The organism is Bacteriovorax sp. Seq25_V (assembly GCF_000447795.1).
Lineage (GTDB): Bacteria > Bdellovibrionota > Bacteriovoracia > Bacteriovoracales > Bacteriovoracaceae > Halobacteriovorax_A.
Genome location: NZ_AUNI01000009.1, coordinates 202,764 through 227,783 on the forward strand (window position 1 = coordinate 202,764; position 25,020 = coordinate 227,783).

General features: G+C 35.5%; 25 protein-coding genes and 1 pseudogene. 23 read left to right on the top strand and 3 right to left on the bottom strand.

Annotation, left to right across the window (positions count from 1 at the left end):
• Positions 1 to 49: 49 nt before the first annotated feature.
• Positions 50 to 913, top strand: a complete 864-nt coding sequence (locus M900_RS02235) for a hypothetical protein (protein ID WP_157680523.1) — start codon at positions 50 to 52, stop codon at positions 911 to 913.
• 84 nt (positions 914 to 997) lie between these two features.
• Positions 998 to 2,155, top strand: a complete 1,158-nt coding sequence (locus M900_RS02240) for a SpoIID/LytB domain-containing protein (protein ID WP_021273320.1) — start codon at positions 998 to 1,000, stop codon at positions 2,153 to 2,155.
• Here M900_RS02240 and M900_RS02245 read toward each other — a convergent pair.
• Positions 2,152 to 2,799, bottom strand: a complete 648-nt coding sequence (locus M900_RS02245) for a hypothetical protein (protein WP_021273307.1) — start codon at positions 2,797 to 2,799, stop codon at positions 2,152 to 2,154. The genes M900_RS02240 and M900_RS02245 overlap by 4 nt on opposite strands.
• A gap of 144 nt (positions 2,800 to 2,943) precedes the next feature.
• Between M900_RS02245 and M900_RS02250 the strand changes: the two genes are divergently transcribed.
• The 17 genes and pseudogenes from M900_RS02250 (at position 2,944) to M900_RS02330 (ending at position 19,928) form a co-directional block, all read left to right on the top strand.
• Positions 2,944 to 3,906, top strand: coding sequence for a hypothetical protein (locus tag M900_RS02250; protein ID WP_021273246.1), 963 nt, complete (start codon positions 2,944 to 2,946; stop codon positions 3,904 to 3,906).
• A gap of 69 nt (positions 3,907 to 3,975) precedes the next feature.
• The gene (locus M900_RS02255) at positions 3,976 to 4,779 is read left to right on the top strand and encodes a thioredoxin domain-containing protein (RefSeq protein WP_021273493.1); all 804 of its coding nucleotides are present in this window, start codon (positions 3,976 to 3,978) and stop codon (positions 4,777 to 4,779) included.
• Between the two features lie 41 nt (positions 4,780 to 4,820).
• Positions 4,821 to 5,264, top strand: a complete 444-nt coding sequence (locus M900_RS02260; protein ID WP_021273402.1) for a hypothetical protein — start codon at positions 4,821 to 4,823, stop codon at positions 5,262 to 5,264.
• Between the two features lie 97 nt (positions 5,265 to 5,361).
• Positions 5,362 to 5,640, top strand: a complete 279-nt coding sequence (locus M900_RS02265) for an HU family DNA-binding protein (protein ID WP_021273087.1) — start codon at positions 5,362 to 5,364, stop codon at positions 5,638 to 5,640.
• Positions 5,641 to 5,942: 302 nt separating this feature from the next.
• Complete coding sequence (gene fliL, locus M900_RS02270) at positions 5,943 to 6,473, top strand: flagellar basal body-associated protein FliL (RefSeq protein WP_021273581.1); 531 nt, start codon at positions 5,943 to 5,945, stop codon at positions 6,471 to 6,473.
• Positions 6,474 to 6,540: 67 nt separating this feature from the next.
• Complete coding sequence (fliM, locus tag M900_RS02275) at positions 6,541 to 7,569, top strand: flagellar motor switch protein FliM (RefSeq protein ID WP_021273046.1); 1,029 nt, start codon at positions 6,541 to 6,543, stop codon at positions 7,567 to 7,569.
• 135 nt (positions 7,570 to 7,704) lie between these two features.
• Positions 7,705 to 7,959, top strand: a pseudogene (gene fliN / locus M900_RS02280) (flagellar motor switch protein FliN); the annotation flags it as partial.
• 23 nt (positions 7,960 to 7,982) lie between these two features.
• Positions 7,983 to 9,125: a flagellar biosynthetic protein FliO gene (locus M900_RS02285; protein ID WP_021273228.1), complete on the top strand. Its 1,143-nt coding sequence runs from the start codon at positions 7,983 to 7,985 to the stop codon at positions 9,123 to 9,125.
• A gap of 9 nt (positions 9,126 to 9,134) precedes the next feature.
• Positions 9,135 to 9,884, top strand: coding sequence for a flagellar type III secretion system pore protein FliP (gene fliP, locus M900_RS02290; RefSeq protein ID WP_021273059.1), 750 nt, complete (start codon positions 9,135 to 9,137; stop codon positions 9,882 to 9,884).
• Between the two features lie 9 nt (positions 9,885 to 9,893).
• The gene (gene fliQ, locus M900_RS02295; protein ID WP_021273092.1) at positions 9,894 to 10,160 is read left to right on the top strand and encodes a flagellar biosynthesis protein FliQ; all 267 of its coding nucleotides are present in this window, start codon (positions 9,894 to 9,896) and stop codon (positions 10,158 to 10,160) included.
• Positions 10,161 to 10,163: 3 nt separating this feature from the next.
• Entirely contained in the window at positions 10,164 to 10,940 is a 777-nt protein-coding gene (locus M900_RS02300) for a flagellar biosynthetic protein FliR (protein ID WP_021273310.1), read from the top strand.
• A gap of 12 nt (positions 10,941 to 10,952) precedes the next feature.
• Positions 10,953 to 12,029 carry a flagellar biosynthesis protein FlhB gene (gene flhB / locus M900_RS02305; protein WP_021273231.1) on the top strand — a complete coding sequence of 359 codons (1,077 nt, stop codon included), beginning with the start codon at positions 10,953 to 10,955 and terminating at the stop codon, positions 12,027 to 12,029.
• A 13-nt stretch (positions 12,030 to 12,042) separates the two neighbouring features.
• Positions 12,043 to 14,118 carry a flagellar biosynthesis protein FlhA gene (flhA, locus tag M900_RS02310; protein ID WP_021273438.1) on the top strand — a complete coding sequence of 692 codons (2,076 nt, stop codon included), beginning with the start codon at positions 12,043 to 12,045 and terminating at the stop codon, positions 14,116 to 14,118.
• A gap of 1 nt (position 14,119) precedes the next feature.
• The gene (locus tag M900_RS02315) at positions 14,120 to 15,613 is read left to right on the top strand and encodes a GTPase (RefSeq protein ID WP_021273430.1); all 1,494 of its coding nucleotides are present in this window, start codon (positions 14,120 to 14,122) and stop codon (positions 15,611 to 15,613) included.
• Between the two features lie 32 nt (positions 15,614 to 15,645).
• Positions 15,646 to 16,542 carry an AAA family ATPase gene (locus tag M900_RS02320; protein WP_021273363.1) on the top strand — a complete coding sequence of 299 codons (897 nt, stop codon included), beginning with the start codon at positions 15,646 to 15,648 and terminating at the stop codon, positions 16,540 to 16,542.
• Between the two features lie 14 nt (positions 16,543 to 16,556).
• A complete protein-coding gene (locus tag M900_RS02325; RefSeq protein ID WP_021273166.1) occupies positions 16,557 to 17,342 on the top strand; it encodes a FliA/WhiG family RNA polymerase sigma factor in 786 nt (261 codons plus the stop codon).
• Positions 17,343 to 17,576: 234 nt separating this feature from the next.
• Positions 17,577 to 19,928: a hypothetical protein gene (locus tag M900_RS02330; RefSeq protein WP_021273480.1), complete on the top strand. Its 2,352-nt coding sequence runs from the start codon at positions 17,577 to 17,579 to the stop codon at positions 19,926 to 19,928.
• 9 nt (positions 19,929 to 19,937) lie between these two features.
• Here M900_RS02330 and coaE read toward each other — a convergent pair whose 3' ends face one another.
• On the bottom strand, positions 19,938 to 20,558 hold the full coding sequence (coaE, locus tag M900_RS02335; protein WP_021273081.1) for a dephospho-CoA kinase: 621 nt from the start codon (positions 20,556 to 20,558) through the stop codon (positions 19,938 to 19,940).
• On the bottom strand, positions 20,551 to 21,342 hold the full coding sequence (gene mazG / locus M900_RS02340; RefSeq protein WP_021273458.1) for a nucleoside triphosphate pyrophosphohydrolase: 792 nt from the start codon (positions 21,340 to 21,342) through the stop codon (positions 20,551 to 20,553). Before mazG ends, coaE begins: the two co-directional genes overlap by 8 nt.
• 74 nt (positions 21,343 to 21,416) lie before the next feature.
• Between mazG and ybeY the strand changes: the two genes are divergently transcribed.
• The 4 genes from ybeY to M900_RS02360 all read left to right on the top strand — a co-directional run bounded on the left by ybeY (position 21,417) and on the right by M900_RS02360 (position 24,935).
• Entirely contained in the window at positions 21,417 to 21,944 is a 528-nt protein-coding gene (gene ybeY, locus M900_RS16860) for an rRNA maturation RNase YbeY (protein ID WP_021273489.1), read from the top strand.
• 1 nt (position 21,945) lies between these two features.
• A protein-coding gene (prfB, locus tag M900_RS02350; RefSeq protein WP_369751632.1) for a peptide chain release factor 2 occupies positions 21,946 to 23,089 on the top strand; the annotation gives its coding sequence in 2 pieces (ribosomal slippage) (positions 21,946 to 22,035 and positions 22,037 to 23,089; 1,143 coding nt in all).
• A complete protein-coding gene (locus M900_RS02355; RefSeq protein ID WP_021273394.1) occupies positions 23,086 to 24,279 on the top strand; it encodes an ABC transporter permease in 1,194 nt (397 codons plus the stop codon). The genes prfB and M900_RS02355 overlap by 4 nt, the downstream gene beginning before the upstream one ends.
• Complete coding sequence (locus tag M900_RS02360) at positions 24,279 to 24,935, top strand: ABC transporter ATP-binding protein (RefSeq protein ID WP_021273170.1); 657 nt, start codon at positions 24,279 to 24,281, stop codon at positions 24,933 to 24,935. Before M900_RS02355 ends, M900_RS02360 begins: the two co-directional genes overlap by 1 nt.
• The last annotated feature ends 85 nt before the right edge of the window (positions 24,936 to 25,020 follow it).

Below are 25,020 nucleotides of genomic sequence, written 5' to 3' on the forward strand. Positions count from 1 at the left end.
AATAGCTTCTCGAGATAGTTTATCTAACTCTTTGATTTTAAAAGGTAATATGAGCACTAACTTGTTTGAAAATCGGCTTCCAAAACACTCTCAGCTTACTTCGAAGCAGAGCTTTTTCACAGGACTGTTTAGTCGAAATCCGTGGTACCCAAATCTTTTAAAATTAAATCAACCGGTTGAGAATTCGAGTGAAACTCCAGTCGTAAAAGTACAACAACAAGAAGTAAAAAGAGCAGTTGAATCACTTCATAAGATTGAAGAGAAAGAAGTAAATCTTAATAAGCTCGTTGAAGTACCAGCAGCTAAGAATATCAAGAAAGAAGAACCTGTTGTTCAGGCAAGTGTGGCCGAAATTAGCTCGAGCTTTGAAGAATATCTTTCTTCAATGAACAAGGATTGGAAAAAAGAAGAAATTCCAGGTTTCAATTATTTTGAAAATGGAAAATTAAAGGTCTTGTTCTATGGTCTTTCTGAATTTGAAGAGAACGAATTTAAAGACCTTGAAGTTCCACCATATAGTTTAGTTCCAAGTGACCAAGATCTTCTAGGAAAAATGATCGGAGCAATGAATTTAAAAGAGGGTTCTTTCTTAAGATGTCCTCAGGTTAAAGGTGATGGGGCGCTTAATCATCTTCTAAGTGCTGTTTCATACTTTAGACCACAAGTCGTAGTTTCACTTGGAGCAGGTTCAACAAATATTGCTCTTGAAAAGAAAGTTCGTCTTTCAAATATTCATGGAGAAATTCTTCCTAAGTCATTTAGACTTACTGGTGAAAATAAAACTTTGGAATTTTATGTTTCACCTCTATTTCATCCTAATCTTCTTGAAATTAATACGAGTATGAAGAGAACTGCTTGGATTGATATGCAAAGAGTGATGAAGTTCTTACAAGAAAATCAAAAAACCGAGTAATATTGTCCGTCGATTTTGCTGTTGAGCAAAATTTTAAAATCGTCTATCATTTAAATGACCAAGAAGGTCAGTTAGAGGATTAGGATGATTCTTAAGTTTCATATAGCACTATTTGCGAGCACCCTAGCTTTTGCAAATATCAAAAATTATCAGAATATCAGTAATGACTTTAAAGTCAGAGTTCGTATTGCTAAAGAGTTAAACTCAGTGACTATCTCTGGTACCGACCTCAAGCGTGAGCTTTATCCTGTTAAGCAGAAGAAAGTGTTTGCAGGAAGGAAGAAAATAAAATTCAACTGCAGTGACTTTAAATCAGACAATAAGATGGCGAAAAATTCGATGCTCCTGGCTTCCTTAGAGTCTTCTACGGGCTTAATCTCTTTTGGGAAGAATAAGTATCACGGAAAATTAAATGTCGTTACGAGCGAAAATAATGATTCTTGTGATGTCGTTAATGAACTTGATATGGACATTTATATCGGGTCCCTTTTAGCTAAGGAGATGAATGCTTCTTGGCCTCTCGAAGCACTAAAAGCACAGGCCGTTGCTGCGAGAACATATGCCCTTTATCAAATCTCTAAAGCAAAACTAGTAGATGATTCATTTTTTGATCTAGAAAATTCTGAGAAACATCAAGTAAATGGAGACTTCTTCGATGTAACACAAAGAACTTTAAAGGCGTCGAGAGAAACATCTGGTCTTATTTTAACTAATGATCTTGGAGAGGTAATACCTGCGTTTTTTCATGCTAGCTGTGGTGGACATACTATAGAACCCCAGGAAGTATGGACGAATAAAGTTAGTGGTTATAAATCTGCTACGTGTGAATACTGTAAGACAAGAGATAACTGGGATAACACAATCACAAGAGAGCGCTTTAGGGCTTTTTTAGATTGGTTAGGAAAGAAAGATTATATTCGTCCAGTTGGTAATTATAAAAATCTTGTCGTTTACCCATCAAATAAGAATAGTGGTCATGTAGAACTTAGTATTGGGCAAAGACGAATAAGTTTAAGAAAATCACTTTTTAGAAGATACTTTGGAAGAGTTATTTTTCCATCAAATAACTTTCATATTGTCGACGGTCAAACAGATGGGGAAATTACTTTTGTAGGTAAGGGTAATGGCCATGGAGTTGGGCTTTGTCAGGTTGGTGCGAAATCCTTGGCCCAAAAAGGACTTGGGTTTCGTGAGATTCTCTCTCATTACTTCCCAAGTTTGAAATTAACTAAAACGATCTAATTACACTGAATGTTGTAGAATGTTGTTACTACTGGTGCAGCGTAGATTTGCCCATATTGAGACTGGTATGGATCAGCTTGCATATAAGTTTCTTTCGCCGAAGAAATTACCCCGTAAGGACATGATGTACTTTTTGAAAGAACGATACCGTACGGAGCTTGGAAGTTTGAAAGTGTACGACCTTCAAAAATTAGATTTTGATACGCACACATTGAAACGTAAACATTATGTCCAAGGACTGTATTTCCATTTGTGATTTCTGCAACGATCATTAGATCGTTAAATGTAGAAGTTCCCATATAGAGTTGACCGACATTTCCTGCAATTGTACCAGGTCTGAAAGAGCCACTTAGTTTATTTGTACTATAATATGAACTTGATGTTCCACCTTGAATACTATATTGGAGAACATTACTTATTCTTTGTCCCGAACTACATGGTAGAGCAGAAGAGAGCTGAGAAAAAAGTGAATTAACAGCTTCAGGGTTAGAGGCACTATTGATAGTCGTTGATCCGTTTGATGTTCCACTGCTGTAAATTGTTCCAGAACCAGATCCCGAAGAAGAAGACTTGTTATCTCCACCACAACTTACAAGAGCAGTTAAGGCACCAAATACGATAATGTTTTTTAACGAAATTTTCATTTTGCTAATCCTTAAATATTTCCCCACAAATTAACTGGGCTTTTATTGCTTTAGGCATATCGGTGTCCCCTCTTTAAAACTTTAGTGAATCAGTTATTATTAAATAATATCAAGTTAAATACTTAGAATACCGAAGATTAGGATATGATAATTAATAAGATTAAGAACATTGTTGATAACCTCAAAGTAATGTTTAGGGATGAGCATGCTCTTTTTAGAGTTTCAATGGGACTGAAATTCGCCCTAATTCCAACTCTGTCACTAATGTTCGCAATCCTACTTAATTACATTATTCTTCGAGTTACTATTTCGACATTAATGTCTTTTGAGAATGTTCGTGACTTTGTCATTGTTGATATTCTCTATCTATTTATTGAAAAGAGTGTTGTGGATATTATCCCATGGTTTATCCTTCTCTTTTGGATTCTACTAATTCTAGGAATGTTTCTTGCCAATGTTGTAATTAGGCCATTTAAAATTATTGGTGATTATTGTGAGCAAAAAGTAAAGGGACAGACTGTTTCTTATGATCCGGAATTTGTGACTAACTTAAAACTCTTATCTTCATTCTCTGAATGGTTTTTTAGTACAATCGATGTAATGAAAGAAGTAGGGGATATTCGTGAAGTTAAGATTCCCGAAAAATACAAACGAATTCATCAACCAGTTTTCGAAACTAGCTTTTTCTTGTATACCTCTCTCGTCGTAACTATCGCGACAGCACTAACTGCGATTCTTACTCTATATGCTAATTATGAAGTATTTAATGGGGTTGTTGAAGTTGTGAGAGAGTTTTTTGTAAATAAGGCAGAATTAAAAACATTTTTAGTTAAATTAAATGAGGTGTATTCACTAATTTCAATTTTTATCGTCGCCTTCAATATCATTGCCTATCTTTTCTTCTGTATTTATTTATATTCGAAAATCTCAACACCTGCGTTTGGATTTTTCGCAACCATGAGATCCTTTATTTCTGGTCGACACTCTAACCGTGTACACTTAATTGGCTATCCATTTGTTCGAAAGTATACTAGATCGCTCAACAAATACCTCGATGAACTTGAAAGAAGTGCTCTTGAAAGCAATAAAAATGCAAAAGATAATTGAGGAAATTCAAACTATCAGTTAAAATCTTATAAAACTTTTAAAGTAAAGTATTAACAAAAGGAATTGTAGATGAAAAAACTTATTGCTCTAATCGGAGCAGGACTTATGCTAGCTAGTTGTGTTTCTGATGACAAAATAGCTACTGCAGTAAAAAAAGCGATTAAGGAAGATCCAAATCTAATAGCTGAAGCTATCAAAGCTCACCCGGCAGAAGTAATGCAAGCTCTTCAAACAGCTGCAAGAGATGCTAGAGAAGTAATGGCTAAGCAAAGAGAAGAAGATGAAAAAGCAAAGTTAATGGATGCTGTTAATAATCCTCTGAAGCCATCTATTACTGATGCAGATGCAATCAGAGGAACAAAAGGTGCTCCAATTCAATTAGTTGAATACTCTGATTTTCAGTGTCCATACTGTACAAAGGGATATGAAGAAGTTGTTAAAGTACTTTTAGAAAAATATGATGGAAAAATTCAATTTGTATATAAGCACTTACCACTTTCATTCCATTCTGAAGCAAGAATTGCAGCTCATTACTATGAAGCACTAAGACTTCAAAAAGATGATTTCGCACACAAGTTTCATGATGTCCTTTTTACAAATGAAGCTCAACAAAAGCTAAGACAGTTTAAAGAAAAATATCTACAAACTGTTGCTAAAGAGCTAGGTGCTAATATGAAGAAGTTAGCAGCTGATGTTAAGTCTGAAAAAGTAATCAATAAAGTAAAAGCAGACGAAGCAGAAGCAGCAAAGTTTCAAATTCAAGGAACTCCAGGTTTTGTACTTAACGGAGTACCGATTAGAGGAGCTTACCCAATTCAACACTTCGAAGATGTTCTAAAACTTCTTCAAGATAATGGTAAATTAAAAATCTAAGATAGGGGCCTTATGGCCCTTATTTTTTTTAAGGATTAAATATGGTTGATTTCAATCAAAAATATATCAAAGTTAATCAAGCATATCTTGCGAATTCAATTCACCAAGAAAGCCTTGGAGTGGATGATCTGATTAATGGCCAAGTTCCCCTCAATCTGCTAGATCAAGAGATTATTGATTCAATGTACGTAAGAGAAATTGAGAAAATATTGAATGAGGAAACTCTTTATCAAATTTCAAGAGCTGTAATTAACCTTGAAAATAAACTTAATAAGCTTGAAGAGATTGTTAATCTAGATGTAGTTGTTCCAAATCTGAGGGAGTTTTATACTTCGTTATCAGCTGTATTTCTTCAGTGTTTTGTTGAAACTGAAAATATTGATGACCTAGATGAGGCGAAATCTCACTGGCTAGAGGCAGTGAAGATAGGGCTAGAGGAAGAATTATCAATTTGGCAAGAAAAAATTAAAAGTCAGAAAATGTAAAAAAAAAATAAAAAAAAACGCCAAAACCCCTTGTCAAAGCACTCTTTCCACGTCATGATTTTTGAACAACCTATAAACACTAACTTTCGGAGTTAACATGAACAGAAAAGAACTTATTGAAGCTATTCTTTCAAACAAAGAACTTAACCACCTAACAAAAAAAGATGCAGATGCTTTCGTAGCTACTCTTCTTGAAACAGTAAAAAAAGCTGTTAAAAAAGGTGATGATGTTTCTCTAATCGGTTTTGGTACATTCACTAAAACAAGAAGAGCTGCTAGAACTGGTATCAACCCAGCAACTGGTGAAAAAATCAAAATTAAAGCTAAAACAGTTCCAAAGTTCAAGCCAGGTAAAGCTTGGAAGGAAATGTTCTAATTATTAATTAGATAACTTTTCAAATATAGAAGCCCTCTTTTCGAAGAGGGTTTTTTTTTCTTAAAAATCAATTTGTTGATAGCTCTTGTCGGCCAATAGGGTCGACAAAGTGACACCGGGAAAATACTACCTATCAGCTAACATGCTATTATTTTATGAGTAGAGGCAAAAACTTCCAACATTGTCTTTCCCATCTTGAATTCATTTCATCTTAGCTGTATAATTTTTGACAGAGGCCCCTTTTCAGAGGAAAAATCTATCACAAGACAGGCCTAACATATAAACACCAGGAAGGAAGTTTTATGGCAGATGGAGATGCTAGCAACACAGATTCAAGCAAAAATCCTTTGTTAACTATCGTTTTAATTTTAAATATCGTTTTAATGGGCGTCATTGCGTACATGCAATTTGAAACACATAAGAAGTTATCTAGCCAGTCTTCTATAGCAGACGTCGTAAAAGCAGAGATGGCTAAAGCTGAAGAAGAGGGCGATACAAAATCAGAAACTGGTGAAGCAAAAGAACAAAGTGGAAAGCTATTTCCATTAGATGGTTTTACTGCAAACTTAGCTCAAGGTGATGGGCCAAGAAGATTTATTAGACTAAATGCAGTTTTAAAACTTAATACAGAAGCGAATGAAGAAGAATATAAGGCCCGTAAGCCGCAAATTCGCGACGTGGTAATCAGTATTTTAAATGCTAAAAGACCACAAGATTTACTCAAATCTGAAGGTAAGGAGTACCTTAAAGAAGAGATTAAATCTGCAATCAATACTTTTCTTGTAAATGGAAAAGTTATTGATGTTTATTACGTAGGATTTCAAATTAACTAATAATTTGGATTTTATTGCTTAAAGGAACGGACAGTATGTCCATCATCAAATCCTAGGAGGGGAAAAGATGGCTCAGGTTCTAAGTCAAGATGAAGTTGATGCTCTATTAAACGCTGTTAACGATGGTGACTCTGATGATTTCTTAGGAAGTGACGGAGGTGACTTTGATGATGATGATAGCGATGATAATATTCAGCCCTATGATCTAACCAATCAAGATAGAGTTATCCGTGGGCGAATGCCTATCCTTGAGATTATCTATGAGAGATTCATTAGATCTTTCAGGGTATCTCTATCAAACTCTCTAAGAAAAATTTCTACTATTTCGATGATTTCGACAGACCTTTTAAAGTTTGGTGAATTCGTAAATACGCTACCTATTCCTTCTTGTATGTGTATCATGAGATTCAATGAACTAAGAGGACCTGCTCTTCTAGTATTCGAATCAAAACTTGCTTACGCAATTATCGATTCTTATTTTGGTGGAACAGATAGACCTTTTACAAAAATTGAAGGAAAAGAATTCACGGCAATCGAACTTTCTTTCATGAAGAAAGTTATGGATATGGCTATTTCTGACCTTGAAGAAGCTTGGGCGCCAGTTCATAGAATTGATGCTCAGTTTATTAGAACAGAGATTAACCCACAGTTCGTTGGTGTTGTTCCTCCATCAGATGTAATTATCGCAACTACACTTGAAGTTGAATTCGAATCAGCTTCTGGAACGATCATGATTGTTGTTCCATATTCAACGATCGAACCAATTAAACAAAAACTAAGTTCAAGTTATCAGACTGATAACGATATGGCCGACAGTATTTGGACTCAGGCCATGAACGAGCATATTAAGCACGCACAAGCGACAATTGTTGTGAAGCTAGGTGAGGCTAGTATGACCGTTGGTGACCTTTTGACACTGGAAAAAGGGGACATTATCCCACTGAACCAGGAAGCGTCAGGAGAGGTTACCGCAGAAGTTCAAGGTGTGGATAAGATGAAGTGCTTAATTGGAACCTATAAGGGCAATAGAGCGGTTCAAATCACACACGTTGATAAAACACCAAAAGGTTCAATTCAGTTTAAACACGAAGACTAGGAGTCGTAGATGAGTGATCTACAAAACGGACAGGAAGGTATGGGAAAATTAAGTTCAATTAATTCAATGGAAGTTGAAAAGTTAGCTGATGAAGTTAAGGCCGGTGATGATGCGATTAATAAGCTAAAGGTCCAGAATCTCGACTTTATTTTGGATATTCCGCTTAAGGTTACAGTTGAGCTTGGGAGAACTGAAGTCGTAATCAAGGATTTACTTCAACTTGGACAAGGTTCGGTACTAGAACTTGATAAGTTAGCAGGGGAGCCACTAGAAATTCTAGTTAATGGCAAGCTTGTTGCAAAAGGAGAGGTAGTAGTTGTTAACGAAAAATTTGGTATTCGTTTAACAGATATTATTTCGCCGATAGAGAGAATCGAAACGTTAAAATAAATTAAGGGAAATTAGGGATCAGTATGAAAAAGTTATTATTAATTCTCATTCTTTCAACGACAGCTTTGGCGAAAGTAAAAATTACGAAGCTAGATTATAAGAATGACAATAATTTTGGTGTAGTAACAATCAACTTAGATGCAGAGTTAAAAGAAACTCCTGAACTAACAATCAAAGATGATATGGTACAACTTGCTATCCCTAATTCATATGTATGGCCAAAGATTGAAAATCAAGTTTCAGTGAACAATAAATTTGATTCGACACTAATGGCCTACCAGTTTGATAAAGACCTTGTAAGAGTAAGAGCAAATTTACCATATGATCTAAAAGGAAAAGAAAATAAGGTAAGTGTTGTTCTTGGAGATAAATCAATTAGTCTTTACTTTCCAAAGTTAGCCGTAAAGACGAATGGTCAGAAAGTTGCTTCAGCGATTAAGCATGTTGAAACTGAGACTACTACAAAAACAAAGAAAACTGATTCTTATGACGAAAGTTACCTAAATACACTTTTAAAAGATAAAGAAGCAAAAGCAGCTAAAACTGCCAAGACGATTACTAATTATGAAAATGTATTAAATAGTGAAAAAACAAAAGTTCAAACAGAAGTTGTAGACCAAGTTAAAACTAAGGCTTCTGCATTAGCTAAGAATGAGTTCAATTTCTCTTCTTACATTTTTAAGTTTATTGGATTCTTTGCTCTTCTCGTTGCTGGGCTTTATGCAGCCTTCAATTTCTTTAGAAAAGGAATGTTAAAGAAGAGTGGGTTAGGATTTTTTAGTTCAGCAAAAATGGTTGAAGTGTTAAGTACAACATACCTAGGGCCAAAGAGAAGTATTCTGGTAATTAGAGCACATAAACAAGTATTCCTTGTTGCTCAGTCAGAGAAAGGTATGGACTTCTTAACAGAAATTAAAGATACAGCTGCATTTATTAAGGACGGTGAGAAAGAAGTAATCGGTTCTAACTTTGACACAAATTTAGAAAAAGCTTCTTCTATTGAAAAAGATTTCAAATTAAAAGAAATGATTCAAGCAACTGAGAAGCAGGTAGAAGTAAGACCTGAGTATAATGCAGCGGCAGAGGTAACTCGTACGCAGAAAGATAAGGTGAGTCTTTCAAAGCAAATTAAAAGTAAAGTAAAAGAACTAAAACAATTTCAATAGGAAAGTAGAGTGAAATTTTTAAAATCAATTATTGCAATATTTCTCTTTCTCTTTGGAACGCAAGTATATGCACAACAAGGTAGTACAAACCTGGGGCTCCCAGGTTTAAGTGTTAATTTTGGCCAAGGTGTTGATCTTGTCGATACATTACAACTTGTCATCCTTTTCACTGTCTTAACTTTGGCTCCAGCTATCTTAATTCTTTGTACATGTTTCACAAGAATTATTGTTGTCCTATCTTTTATGAGACAAGCTATTGGTACTCAGAGTATGCCACCTAACCAGCTACTTGTTGGTTTTGCGATGTTCTTATCAATATTTGTTATGCAACCAACAGGGGAAGCAATTTATAACGATGCGGTTAGACCATACTTAAATCGAAAAATTACAACAACTGTTGCTCTTGATAGAATGGAAAACTCACTAAGAGGATTCATGAATAAACAAGTTAGAAAAGCTGATATTGGACTTTTCTACGATGTCACAGGAAAACAAGCACCACAGTCAATTGATGATGTTCCAATTCATTTCTTGATTCCAGCTTTCATTATCTCTGAGTTAAAGACGGCCTTTCAAATTGGCTTCTTGCTTTATATACCATTTCTAATTCTTGATATGGTTGTTGCCTCAGTGCTTATGGCCATGGGGATGATGATGTTACCTCCTGTTGTAATATCACTACCATTTAAACTTTTACTTTTTGTTCTAGTTGATGGTTGGCAGTTAGTAACAGGATCTTTATTAAGATCTTTTCATTAGGAGTGAATAATGGATTTTTTTTCAGATATTGCTAAACAAGCAATTACAGTCGCTCTCATGATTTCTGCTCCTATGCTTTTAGGTTCTCTTGTTATGGGTATCATGGTTTCGATCTTTCAAGCTGTTACTCAAATCAATGAGCAGACCCTTTCATTTATTCCAAAGATTCTTGTGATCGTTGGAGCTCTTGTTTTAGCTGCTCCATGGATGAGTGATCAGTTAACTACTTTTACGAGAGAGCTAATTATTAGTATTCCAGATTTAATTACAAGGTAGTAAATGAGTATTCAAATAACTGACATTGTTCCTATCATTGCATTCTGGTTAGTTTTTTCCAGATTGCTTGCAGTGAACTTTCAGTTGCCAATATACGACAACCTTCCAATCCCAATGCTTGTGAAGGTTCTTTCGACGCTTGTAATGTCTCTGTGCTTTTTTCCAGAAGTTCAACATGAAGTAATGAAGGATATAAATTACATTGGAGTGGAAAACTTTTGGGTGATTACACTTTTCTATACTATAGTAGGTTTAGTAATTGGCTTCTTAGTGAAGGCGATTATGGGACTTTTTACCGCCGCAGGTAACATCATTACACAGCAAATTGGATTTTCAGCAGTAAGTTATTTTGACCCAAGTTCTGGACAGCAAGTTGGTCCATTCGAAAAAATTATTCAATGGACGGTACTTGTAATAGTTCTTTCGTCAGGTGCTTTGATTCCAATGTTTAAAGGTATTTTTGGCTCTTTTCATTCAATCCATCTTTATGATCTTGGAATGTTTGGTAAGACTCATATTTTTTACATCGGTGTTTTTAAGAGTCTATTTCTTTCGGCAATTATGCTGTCAACACCACTTATTTTTACAAATATGCTAATTATGGTTATTTTGGGAATCTTGTCTCGTACAGTTCCTCAGTTAAATGTAATCATGGTTAGTTTCTCGATCAATATTGGTTTAGGTTTATTTGTCTTCGCTGCAACCAGTGAAGAATTTTTCCATGTCGCGTTTAGGATGTATACTGAGAAGCTCGGTGAGTGGTTTCAGTTTGTCATCTAATTGAGGAAGTAAATGGCTGAAGATACAGACCAAGAAAAAACCGAAGAGCCTTCCGCCCATAGGATAGAAGAGTATAAGCGAAAAGGGGAAGTCTCATCGTCAAAAGAACTAATCAGTGTATTAGTCTTGTCTGCTTGTATGCTGACGATCGGTATGTCTTTTATTTTTATCTTTGAACAAATGGAAGAGTTTTTCAGATGGCTTGCGCATCTTGATATTACAACTGCGTATACTGAGAAATCACTTCGAACTATTGCTACAAAAACAGCTTCAACAGCACTCATTTGTGGAGCACCAGTCTGTCTCGTTGCTCTTTGTATTGGAGTGATTTCCAGCGTAGCACAAACAGGATTTATTTTTGCTTCTGAAGTTCTAGAATTTAAACCCGAGCGTCTTGATCCGATAAAAGGGTTTAAAAATTTATTCTCGATGAAATCAGCTGTCGAAGCAATAAAAGGTATCTTTAAATTTATTTTTGTAATGGCGATCGTTTTTATGTTTTTAAAAGACGAAATTGCTTCATATATCGGATTTTTTCATTTAGACTTTTTTCAGAGCTTTGTTTACGGACAATCAATTTTAATAAAGCTTGGTTTTTCTATTATTATCGGACTTTTTGTCATCGCTTTAGGTGATTTTGCTTACCAAAAGCATTCGTACAAGAAGAAAATGATGATGACGAAGGACGAAGCTAAACGAGAGTCTAAGGAGCAGGATGGAAATCCTGAAGTAAAGCAAAAGATTAGACAGATACAGCGTGAGATGTCGCAAAAACGTATGATGGCAGATATCCCGACAGCGGATGTTATTATTACAAACCCGACACACATTAGTATCGTTTTAAAGTATGATAGTGAAACAATGATTGCACCAACAATCATTGGGAAAGGTGCTGATAATTTAGCACTTAAAATAAGAGAAATAGCGAAAGAGCATGATATTCCAATCGTTGAAAATGTTCCGTTAGCGAGAGCTCTTTATAAGACAGTTAAGGTCGGGGAAGGAGTCCCTAGATCTTTATTTAAGGCTGCTGCTGAAGTTCTAGCGTTTGTATATCGCCTGAACAAGAAGAAAAAAGCCTTAAAATAGTAGGAGATAAACCATGGATGGTATTTTCGGGCGTTTTAAGTTCTTAACGCAGAACTCGGATCTAGCTGTAGCTATAGCTCTACTGGCAGTTCTGGGCGTAATGATTATTCCAGTTCCACCATTCTTACTAGACTTACTACTCGCTTTAACTCTTTCATTCTCGGTTATTATTCTTTTAGTTTCTGTATATACAAAGAAGCCTTTGGACTTCTCAACTTTTCCGGCCGTTCTACTTGTAACGACACTATTTAGACTTTCTCTTAACGTTGCTTCGACAAGAAATATTCTTTTGAGAGGTGGTAGTGAAGGTGTTAGTGCTGCGGGTGAGATCATTCGAAGCTTTGGAGAGTTTGTTGTTGAAGGTAACTTCGTTGTCGGTATTATCGTTTTCATAATTCTTGTAATTATCAACTTCATGGTTATTACAAAAGGTGCTGGAAGGGTAGCTGAAGTTGCAGCAAGATTTACATTAGATGCGATGCCAGGTAAGCAGATGGCAATTGATGCTGATTTAAATGCTGGTCTGATCAATGACCAACAAGCAAAAACGAGACGTGCTGAAGTTGCGCAAGAAGCAGACTTTTACGGGTCGATGGATGGTGCTTCGAAGTTCGTTCGAGGAGATGCTATTGCGGGTATCTTAATTACGGCCATTAACATTATCGGTGGGATTATTGTTGGTGTAGCTCAAAATAATATGAGCTTTGGCCAAGCTGCTGAAACCTTCACTCTATTAACGGTTGGGGATGGTCTTGTATCGCAGGTTCCGGCCCTTATCATTTCGACTGCTGCTGGTATTATCGCAACAAGAAATACTTCTGATGATAATCTTGGTGAACAGGTTGGTAAGCAGTTTAAACTGCACCCAAAAGCAATTTATATTGCAGCTAGTTTTCTTCTGGTCTTTGCTCTTATTCCAGGTCTTCCAAAGGTACCATTCATAACAGTAGGTTTAACACTGATTTTTGTTGCAAATAGAATTGAAAAAGGTGCACTAAAAGCAATTGAGATTGAGAAATCTAAAGTTGTTGAAGAGAAAAAAGCAACTCCTGACTCACTCGAAGACTTATTGTCTCTTGAGCTTGTCGAGCTTGAAGTTGGTTATGGACTTGTAAACTTAGTCGACTCTTCACAAAATGGTGATCTTCTTGAACGTATCACTTTCATGAGAAAACAATTTGCACTAGATTGGGGTGTTATTATTCCATCTGTAAGAATTAAAGATAACCTGGAATTAAAACCAGGTGGATATAGTGTGAAAATAAAGGGTATTGAAGTTGCTAAGGGTGAGCTTGTTCCTGATCACTACCTTGCGATGGATCCTGGTACTGTTATTGAAAAAATAGATGGAATTGAAACTGTTGAGCCAGTATTTGGGCTTCCTGCTGTTTGGATTTCAGAAGATCAGCGTGATGATGCTGGTTATAACGGGTATACTGTAGTTGATTTATCAACTGTTGTGGCAACTCACTTAACTGAGATCTTAAAGTCTAATTTACATGAATTATTTGGAAGGCAAGAACTTGTAAGAATCATGGATAATTTCAAGGAACAATATCCAAAAATCGTGGCCGATTTGATACCAGAAATTCTTCCTTTGGGAACAATCCTGAAAGTTTTACAAAATCTTCTGCGTGAAAATGTTTCTGTAAGGGATTTACGAACAATTCTTGAGACTCTCTCTGAATATGGTACAATGGTTAAGGATGCAGACTCTTTAACTGAGTACGTTAGACAGTCTTTATACCGATCTATAACTGAAGCAATTAAGAGTGAGCAAGGCGATATTCCTCTGTTTACTTTAGATCGAAAAATTGAAGAACAAATTGCTGGTAATCTTATTCAAACTGAAAGTGGGCAGCAGTTATCTCTTGATCCAAGAATAACTCAGACAATACTTGCAAGTTTAAATGAGAAAATTGAAGAGGCTACAAATTTGGGTGAGAAAATGGTTGTACTTTGTTCTCCTGTCATTAGAAATCATTTTAAGAAATTGACAGAAAAATTTATCCCGAATTTGATAGTAGTAAGTCATAATGAATTAAGCCCTGATGCAAACATCAGGTCTCTTGGAACTGTGAGGTTATAGGATGTACGTTAGGAAGTTTGAGGCAGACTCATTGGAAGAGGCGCTCAGTGACATCAAGAGAGAATTAGGCCCAGATGCCATTATCTTGAAGACAACTTCAAGTAAAGGCTTGAAAGGTGCTTTTATGAAGAAGAGAATCGAAATTACTGCTGCAATTTCGGAGAAGAGTTATTCGAAAAAAGCAAAAGTAGATACGATTCTTGATCCAGAACAAAAAGATAAATTCTATTCAAACAAATCAAGTTATATATCAAATATGATTGATAATGCTACAGGTGATAGAAAAGCGAAAGCAACAGCCGCAAGTGGTTATGGAAAAGTCGCTTTGAATAAGCCTGTTGCTACGAGTGCTCCAGAGATGACTTCTTCTCTTGATCATTTCTTAAGTGAAGATACTCCTACTAAAAATTCAGTTAAATCATTTGATGATTTCTTAAGTGAGAGAGATGGTGCGCTTGATGAAGAAATCAAAATTGATTATTCAAGTAATTATGAGCAAACTCACGCTCAGGATATGGAAGAAGAGGAAGATGATTTTGAAGAAATTTATCAACCGCAACAGCAAAGTCAAACTCAAAATAGAGCTGAGACTAGAATTGTTTCAACTCCAGATAGAACATACGATGCTCAAATAGAAGCACAGAAATCTAAAATTGATGAACTAGAAAAGAAATTATTTGAACTAACGAGAAATGTTCAATCTTTTAATAAACCAGAAGCCCTAGGGATTCAGGAACTAATGTCAAGCCTAAGAAGCCTAGATATTGAAGATACATTTATTCAGAAGGTTGTGAGAAAAGCTCACTTTGAGTTATCAGCAACAGATAAAGAAGATGCAGATGTAGTATTTGATTTCGCTTTAAGAGAGATGCTAAGTGAAATTAATGTTCAAATGCCACTTTTCTCTTCTGTTGATAATGCTGAGAAGAAAGTTGTTACAGTTGTAATCTCAGATGTAACAAGTGGTCAGAGTACAATGCTAAGAAAGATTGCTTCTTTGAAGAAAGATTCAGTAATCGTAAGAAACAAAGGTTCTGAAGAATTTAAAGAAGGAGAGACGTTCTCTGAGAAATTCTTTGGAATTGAAACTAAGGTTTGTAAAACAATTTCAGAAATCGTTGCTGCAACAAGAAATAGCTTAGAATCAAAGAATAATGTATTTATTGATTACAAGGCCGGAAATCAAGAAGTAAACGAAGTGAAGAAATTTATAGATGGGTTAAAAAGATCTTTTGAAAATGTGGAAATTTTAGTCTGTCTTTCTTCTATTAATTCTGAATTGTATAATAGAAAAGTGCTAAATCGCTACAGCAGTTTAGCAAATGGAATGATTGTTACACACTTAGATCAGTGTTTGAATTTTGGGTCATTATTTAATCTAGCGATAGATTTTAATAAATTACCTTATAAGTTTTTTGGAACAGGTGAAGTTGTTCCTGATGACCTAGAAGCTGCAACTGCCGAAAGGATTTTGGCGGGGATTTTTCAACTTTAGATTTTAAATTAGCTTGATTTTGAGGAGACAGGATGTCCAAGCAAGAGCTTAACCAGTGGTTAATGTCACATCGAAGTGACGTTAACTCTGAAGTGAATGTAAATCTACAATCATTTCAAACACACGCGAAAAACACACAAATAATTGCAATTGCCTCAGGAAAAGGGGGAGTAGGTAAAACTACTATATCTCTAATGCTTGCTAGACAGTTAGCAGCAGATAAGAAAGTTTTACTAATTGATTGTGATTATAATCTTTCTAACACAGCTGTAAAACTGGGTCTTCCACTAAATGATAATTTCTATTCATTACTTTCACTTGAAAAAACATTTGAAGAATGTATTTATCAAGAAGGGAACTTACATCTATTAAGTGGATGTAATGGAAGCACTGATATCTTTGACTCAAGCTTCGAGCATGACAGATTTATCATCGATATTATCAACGAACATAAGCATGACTATGATTACGTTATTCTTGATTGTCCTGCTGGATTAAATAAAGAGACCGTTAATCTTACGGCCTATGCTGATGCCAGATTTATGGTGGTAAATCCTGATAAATCTTCACTAACTGATACGTACGCATTAGTAAAAATTTTAAGTCAAAGATACCAAGTAAATACAAATCACCTTATTGTGAATAGGGTTTCAAGTAATCACCAATATCAAAGAGTAGTGAAGTCGCTACATGACACAATCTCATCATTCCTAAATGGAAGACTGAAAGTATTAGGTGCTGTAAAGGCTTTAGAACTTCCTATTGATGAGTTCGATCGCAATCTAAATAAAGGGGCAAATAATTCCCTTGAGAAATATTTATCTAAAATCGTAAGCAAGTATACCGACGAGAGCACTGGTACCATTTTGTTTGGGGCCCAAAGTAAATCTTTAACGTCAGTAGGACATGTTGCTTCGGCAGCAATTTAGACAAGGAGTGCTCAATGTCATCTTTAGCGAAAAAACTTAAAAACTTAAAAGATTACAGATCAACGGTTGACCCAAAGGTTAAAGATGAAATCGTTGTAGAATATGCTCCACTTATTAAATATATTGCGCAAAAAATTGCTTCAAGACTTCCTGCTAATATTGAACTTGATGACCTAATTTCATGCGGTGTTATTGGTTTAATGGATGCTATTGAGAAGTTTGACCCTTCACGTGACAATAAATTCAAAACATATGCTGAATTTAGAATTAGAGGAGCAATCCTTGATGAACTTAGAGCACAGGATTGGGTTCCAAGATCGATTAGAGAAAAAGCTAAAGTTATCGATAGAGCATACTCAAAACTTGAGGCAGAGCTAGGAAGACCAGCTACTGATGAAGAAATGTGTGCTGAACTTGAGATGTCTAAAGAAGACTTCCATGACATGTTGAACAAAGCTAAATCAGTATCTATTCTTAATATTGATGACTCTGCAACTTTCAATAGAAATGATAAAAGAACAATGGCCGGGATGAATGAGGATAGTAAGCATGTTAATCCATTCACAGCTGTAGCGAATAAAAACTTCAGAGATAAAATTAAAGAAGGAATTTCTCAGCTTCCAGAAAAGCAAAGATTAGTTCTTTCTCTTTATTACTATGAAGATTTAAATCTTAAGGAAATTGGTCAGGTTTTAGATGTTACTGAATCTCGTGTTTCTCAACTTCACACTCAAGCAGTAAGTAAGCTTAAAGCAAAGCTACAGACAATGTTTGAAGGTGTTGAAGATATGGTTAGTTAATTATATTTAAAAACCAAGCATTTTGATATGAAATAGCCTTCACTTTTGAAGGCTTTTTTTTTCCTAAATTCACCTTTCTGTAAGCTTTTTAAGCTTTTTATTTCAAGATAAAAATTGCATAATATAGGAGTTATTCAAGCACGATTCACAGGAAGTGAAGGTCTTAAAACATGATGTGTAATTCAATTCAACAAATTATTATATTCAATTCAGCTCAGTCAGCAGGAGTTTGCGATGAAAATTAGGTTTGGAAAACCTCTTTATATTTATTTTGTATCAGCAATGATTCTAATTATGGCAATGATGTCATTTGGGATTTATTACTATTGGACAAAGGGAACAGCTAATATTGATGGTGTTGCTCAAGTCTTTGATTCAACAACTGCTATTGAAAACCTTGAGAAGAAAGGTGGAATTGAAACGGTAAAAGATCATGCACAAAACGATCGTCTACGTGATGCAATCTCTTACTTTGATGGGTTTGCTGAGAATGTAAAGAAGTTAGAAGAGGTTCAATCAACTGATAATTATGAAGAAATTACTAAATCATTTAATGCTCTAAAAAACTCAATGAGTAAGATGCTGACTTACACGAGTAATAACAACTTAATTGATGTTCTACGTTCAAAAGTAATTTCTTTTGAAAATTTTGTTGTTCACAATAACTGGAGAACACTAACAAGAGTTTCAAAGAAGATTAATGCAAAAATTTCAAGTGGTGCGACAAGCTCTCCAGGTTTTTTTAGCTATAGAAAAATGAAGTCGCTACATGATTCACTTGAAGCTGATATTAAATATATGGAGAGTGTTACGATGAGTTCTGTTCTTGCTCAAGAAGATAAGAACTTAATTCTTTTAAAGTTGGATACATTAAAGACTGAATTAAATATGATGGATGAGTCTCTTAACTCTCTAAATGTGTTTCATGCAAGTTATATCAATGCGGAAGCGGCTTACAAAAATTGGTTAGTTGAAATCAAGCCACGTTTAACAGAAAGAAAGTTAGATGTTATCAAAAATTCTCAAACTATACTTTATGGAATGTTTGGTCTCACTGCTGTTGTTATATGTTTGTTTGCTGGGGGATATCTTGTTTACTTTAAGTATGGAAGAAAGCAAAAAGAAGAAGTTGAAAAAATCATTATGTCTGTGATCAAGGATAATTTAATTCCATTAAATACAGAACTTGATAAATCATGGAGTGTAGACTTTAAAGATAATTTAGAAAAGTATAGAGAGTATGTTCACAAGAGAATGAGTTTTGGATCAATCTTTCAAGATGCAATGCCATTTTCATCAATACTATTAGACTCGAATCTGAATATGGTTTGGGCAAATACTCTTTTCTACGAGCATTGGAATCTTGATGAAAAAGTTAAAACAAATTCAAATATTTCTTGGGACTTTTTGCAGAGATTTACAAACCTAGGTGAGAATGATCCAGTAATTGAAGCTATTAGAGATAATATTGCTGGTATTTATCAAATTCAAGTTAAGACTGAAAAGTCTGAAGAAGCTGCTCCATTTGAAATGTATGTATCTCCAGTAGAATATGCAGGTCAAAAGAGAATCATGGTTATTTTCTATCCACTGAGAAGCTTGGAAGAAACACTTGGAAATCAGATGAAGGCCCTTGTATCTCCAGTGTCTAAAACTCTTGATGCCCTTGTCGAAGGTAAATTTCAAGGTGATTTTAAAGAGAAAGTTCAAGGTGATTTTGAAGCAGCAGGTATTGATCACATATTTAAGAAATTTGATAAAGTTAATGACTTCTTCAATAATCAAAGAAATGGTTTAATGGAAGAAATCGATACAATTGAAAACTCTCTCTTTGAACAATATAAACTAATGGATGACGTTAGAATTGTTTTTGAAGCTCAGAAAGATCTACAGCATGAAGCAATTTCAAAATTCTCGAGTGCTAAGAATGATATCATTTCTGTGGTTGATATGAGATCTCAGTTTGAGCAAATGCTTACTCAAATGAATGAAATTGGAAACAGCTTGTTCGCAGAAGAAGTTTCTCTTCTTTCTCGAGCGAGTGAGGTGACTGACATTATGGGGGAAAACTCAAAAGCAATCGACTCCCTTGTAAAATCTCGTGATGAGTTTAAGAGATTAAAGTCACAAGTTGAAATGTTTAAATCAAGAGTTTCAAATATTTTAGAACATTCAAGAAACTCTGATGCTCCAAGCAAGAACGCCCAAGGTATCCAAAGATTGAAAACAGAACTTTTAGAATTTGAAAATGTTCTAACTTCTTTTTCTAAAGTTTCAACTGCCCTTGATGTTGGTTTATCAAAAATTCAAATCATTACTCAAAGTAAGAAGATGCCAAATCTATCTGATACGAAGAGAAGCTTTGAGGAGTTAAGAGCTCAAATCGAGGAAATCCAAGCAGAGAGTACGAAGATGGGAAGACTTGGGCAGGAAAGAGATGAGGAACTTATCAAGTCGCTAAAAGGACTGTTCTTAAGTTTCCAAAATCTAAGAGCGAAGTCTAATGAAGTAGAAGAAGTTTTAAATGAAGAGCCGGCAATGCCAATGCCACCTGATCATCAAGAGATTATTGCACAAGATATCTAAGAAAAAGGCCTAAATATTTAGGCCTTTTTTTATCTCTTTTTTTAAGTCTTCTAAAGTTCCTACGTTTTTTATAACGATATCTGAAAGTTCTTTCTTTTTCTCAATATCAATTTGCTTTGAGATAATATTTCGAGCAAGCTTCTCATCAATATTATCCCGTGCAGTTAAGCGAGCAATTTGAGCATCTTGAGGGGCATAGACAAGAGCTTTAAGATCTACAAGTTTATCGAGTCCCTTTTCAAAAAGAAGAGGAACGTCATAAACAATAAAGTCGGGATTGTTAAACTGATTGAAAGCTGTGATGAATGCATCTGGCATTTGTGAATAAATAAGGGCTTCAATAGATGACTTGATCGTATCGTCGGAGAAGAATAATTCTCTTAGTTGTTTAAAATCAATCCCAGAGTCTGTAAGTACATGAGGGTGATGCTTACTTAAATAGTCTTTTGTCTTTTGCTTTTGGTAAACTGCTTTTACAAGCTTGTCAGCGCAAATTACACTAACTCCCATTTCTTCAAGAATTTTCGATGCTGAAGATTTTCCAGTTGCGATGCCACCAGTGAGCCCTATTACTGGGCAAGGAATATTGTAAAGTCTCTCACTCGGATTAAGTTTTTGAAATTTACTCACTTTGTTTCACTTCCTGCCAAAGATATTCAAGTTCATCTTGAGAAGTCGTTTTCATGTCGATGTTTCTTTCTCTTGCAAGATCTTCAATTTTATTAAATCTCTTCGTGAACTTAATATTTGCCTCACGTAGAGCTTGTTCAGGATCAATACCTAAGTGGCGTCCGAGTTGCGCTGCTGAAAAGAGAAAATCTCCAAGCTCTTCTTTCACTCTATCGTGATTAAATCTTGGAAATGGTGCAAGCTCTTCTTTAAGCTCCTGCCATTCTTCTTCGACTTTATAGGCAACTTGAGTTGGGTCGCTCCAGTCAAAGTTAAGCTTATTTGTCTTCTTTCCAATTTTGTAGCTACTTGTTAGCGCTGGGAAACAGAGGTGCTCATCATTTATTTCATAATGTGATTTCGATTCAGCTTTTTCTTTTGCTTTAATTTTTTCCCAGTTATCCATAATATCATCAACACCATCAACTTTTGTGTCAGAGAAAATATGCGGATGACGTCTTATCATTTTGTCGGCAAGAGTTTTTGAAACTGACTCAAGGTCAAATTTTCCATTCTGTTTTGCAATAATACTGTGCAGAAGAACTTGAAGAAGTACATCTCCAATTTCCTCTTCCATCTTATCGTAGTCTTCACTTTCTACAGCATGCATATACTCATATGTTTCCTCTTGGAGATATTTAAGTAGGCTGCGATGCGTCTGTTCAAGGTCCCATGGACATCCATCTTTTGGATCTCTAAGTTTGGCGATGACATCATATAGTCTCTCAAATTCTTTAAAGGACATTTGTACTCCATGGTAAAAAAGTGTAATCTTATTAAAATTCTAGCGTTAAACAAGCATAATGAGAAGTTTTGAGTATGGAAATTAGTGGAAAGTATCTTAACATATCGGTATCTGATAATTCGAAGTCTCCATGGGAGTCAAAGAGCGTTTTAAAGATGTTAAAAGATTCACTTGAGGTTATCGAAAAATTTATTTACTCCTCTAAGACTACTCTAAACAAAAAATCTCATCCTCAGATTCTACTCGACCTTCACTTCTGTGGTGACACGAGAATGAGGGCCATTAATAAGGCCCATCGCGGCAAGGACAAGACAACAGACGTTCTTTCATTTCCTGGTTTCGAATCTCTTCGTGCTGACGGAGTGAGCGATGTTTATGATGGGATGATTCATCTTGGTGATATAATCATTAGTCGTCAGGTGGCGCAGAAACAGGCAAGGGAATTTAAAATTACTGTTGCTGATGAAGTTATTCATCTCTTTGTTCATGGACTTTTACACGTTCTTGGGTACGATCATGAAATTTCTGAGGAAGAAGAAATCATTATGACAGATCTTGAAAACAAAATTTTAAAAGACATTTCAAAAAGTAGGAAAAAATAAAATGGAACAATCTGTAAAAATCAAATTTGACGAATGTCGCAGTTTAATGAAGAACTATGCTCCTAAGCTTCAAAACTTACGGGGGTCGCTTTGACATTGATCGCAAAAATGCACGCCTCGAAGAAATTACTGAAATGGAGGCCATGCCAGGTTTTTGGGATGACAATGAGAATGCAACAAGACTTCAAAAAGAAAAAAATATTATCCAAGATGTTCTTGGAGTCTATAACGGCCTTAAAGATTTACTAGATGAATATGAAATCCTTTGTGAGTATGCAAAGGAAGGTGATGATGAGTCGGCTGAAGGTTCACTTGAAGTTTGTGAAAACTTTATCGAACAATTTAAAAAAGCAGAATTAAAAGTATTATTATCAGACGAAGTTGATCCAAATAATGCCATCGTCAGCATCAATGCTGGAGCCGGTGGTACAGAGTCATGTGATTGGGCGGGAATGTTGTTTCGAATGGTAAATCGCTGGGCCGAACAACACGGACATAAGGTGCAAGTTCTTGACGTTCAAGATGGTGATGCGGCAGGAGTTAAATCCGTTACGATGATGGTAATGGGAAGCTACGCTTACGGTAATTTAAAATCAGAAACTGGTGTTCACCGTCTCGTTAGGATTTCACCATTTGATTCTGCGGGAAGAAGACATACATCCTTTGCCTCCATTTATGTTTCACCCGAAATCGATGACACTATCGAAATTGATATTCTAGATAAGGATTTAAAAATTGATGTTTATCGTGCAGGTGGAGCCGGTGGTCAGTCGGTTAACACTACCGACTCAGCGGTAAGAATTACCCATCTTCCATCAGGTCTAGTAGTAACTTGCCAGAATGAGAGAAGTCAGCTGCAAAATAAATTACAGGCCATGAAAGTTCTACGTTCACGTCTTTATGAGCAAGAACTTGAAAAGAGAAGGGCAATTGAAAACGAAGCGGAAGCAAATAAGAAAGATATTGCTTGGGGAGCACAGATTAGATCTTACGTTCTTCATCCTTATAAGATGGTAAAAGATCATCGAACAAGTCAGGAGAGCTCCCAGGCCGAGAAAGTTCTAGATGGAGACCTTGATCAATTTATGGATTCTTTCTTGAGATGGTCTGTTAATACTAATCAGACGGGAACCACTCAGGAATGAAATTCTTTAACCTTCTAAAAGACTTTAATCTTTTATTTTTTAGAGACCGTTCTTCAAAGATATTTGCTTTTGCAACTATCCTAGGACTGGCCTTCTCAATTTCGATTGTCCTCTCGACTCTTGGGTTAATGGATGGCTTTTCAAAGAAATTAAAAGAATCGTTAAATGAAGGGCACGGTGAAATCGTTTTGACGAGTCGTCGTGGATTTTTTAGTCGAGACGATAGGGACCTGCAAAAGCTTTCTTCTCAAGGAATTAATAAGTTTGCCTTTATGGTTCGCACTCAAAGTTTTTTAACGAGTAATCAAAAAGGTAAGGCCGTATTTGTTGTTGGAATCGATGACACTTTCTCGGCCATTAGTGAAAATATAAAAGCACCTGCCACTGATGAAGTTATCATTGGTTCTGAGCTTGCTAAGAATCTAGATCTGCAAGTAGGAGATCCTATCTCTTTGACATTTGCGGCAGGTCGAGCCGGGGAGAGTTATCTTCCATCTATTGGATCATTCACGGTCGCTCAAATTTACAACTTCAATATCCATCAATTTGATGAACGCTATGTTTATGCCAACCTTGAGACGATTCAAAATAAAATCCAAGTTGGAAACAATGTTAATCTTGTTAAACTAAAGCTTGATGTTGATAAGCAAAATGTTGATGCGATTGATGAAATGGTTAAGAGACTAAGAAGTATTTTCTTTTTGGAGTTTGAAGTCCAGCCTTATTGGGGAGACTTTGCAACATTTCTTAGAGCTGTTGATTATGAGAAGTATCTGATCTCACTTGTTCTTTATATCGTTATTGTGATTGCGGCTTTTAACTGCTTAGCTTTTATTGTTTATTCGAAAGAGAAAAAGGCGCAAGAGATCTTTCTTCTTTACGCAATCGGCCTGTCTCCAAGAAAATTTAAAAATCTTTGGTATATCCAAAATAGTTTTATCTGGTTTATCTCATTTCTTGTGAGTCTGTTATTTGTTGAGTTCTTCTCGTATGCGATAGCAAATTGGGAGATTTTTAAACTTCCAAGTGATGTTTATATCTTGGGCCGCATTGAAGTTAACCTAACGCTGAAATATATATTAATCACGGCATTATCTTCATATATGCTGTTATTCTTTTTAACTTTCCTAATCCTGAAAAGACTTGATGGTAAGTCGCTAGGTCAAGGTTTGAGAGAGGAGTTTTCTTAATGAGTTTTGTTAAAGTTCAAAATATTGTCAAAAAGTATGGTCGTTCAACAATCTTAAACAATGTAAACTTCTCCCTCGAGCAAGGTGAGCAATGTGTAATTAAAGGAGCATCAGGCTCTGGTAAGTCAACATTGCTTTATTTACTAGGTGGACTTGAAAAGTCTAACGGTGGGAGCATTGTTGTTAATGGTGTTGATATTGGAAAGCTTAATGACGATGAACTTGCAAAATTTAGAAATACTGAAGTTGGATTTGTTTTCCAATTTCACTTTCTCCTCTCGTCTTTAAATTGCCTTGAGAATACATTATTACCTGCAAGACTTGGCGATCATGACGTAGATGAAGTCAAAAAATATGTAACGCACTTGGCAGAAAGGCTAGGAGTTGAGGATTGTCTCAAAAAATATCCATACGAAATTTCTGGTGGCCAGCAGCAGCGTATTAATCTTATTAGGGCACTATCGTTAAAGCCTTCTCTTTTATTGTGTGATGAGCCAACAGGAAATTTAGACTCAAAGAACTCGAAACTAGCAACAGAGCTTCTTATAGAGCTTTCTAAAAATTCGGGCGTTACACTTCTTGTCGTAACACACGACGACTACGTGTCTTCAATGTTCGAAAATGTGAAGCACATGGCCGATGGAGTGCTGCAGTAATTATTGCGGATAGTCTAAAATAGTTTTTGTAAGATCGTGTGATTATTGATATTTTTTTATACTAGAGTATTTTAATCCATTAGGA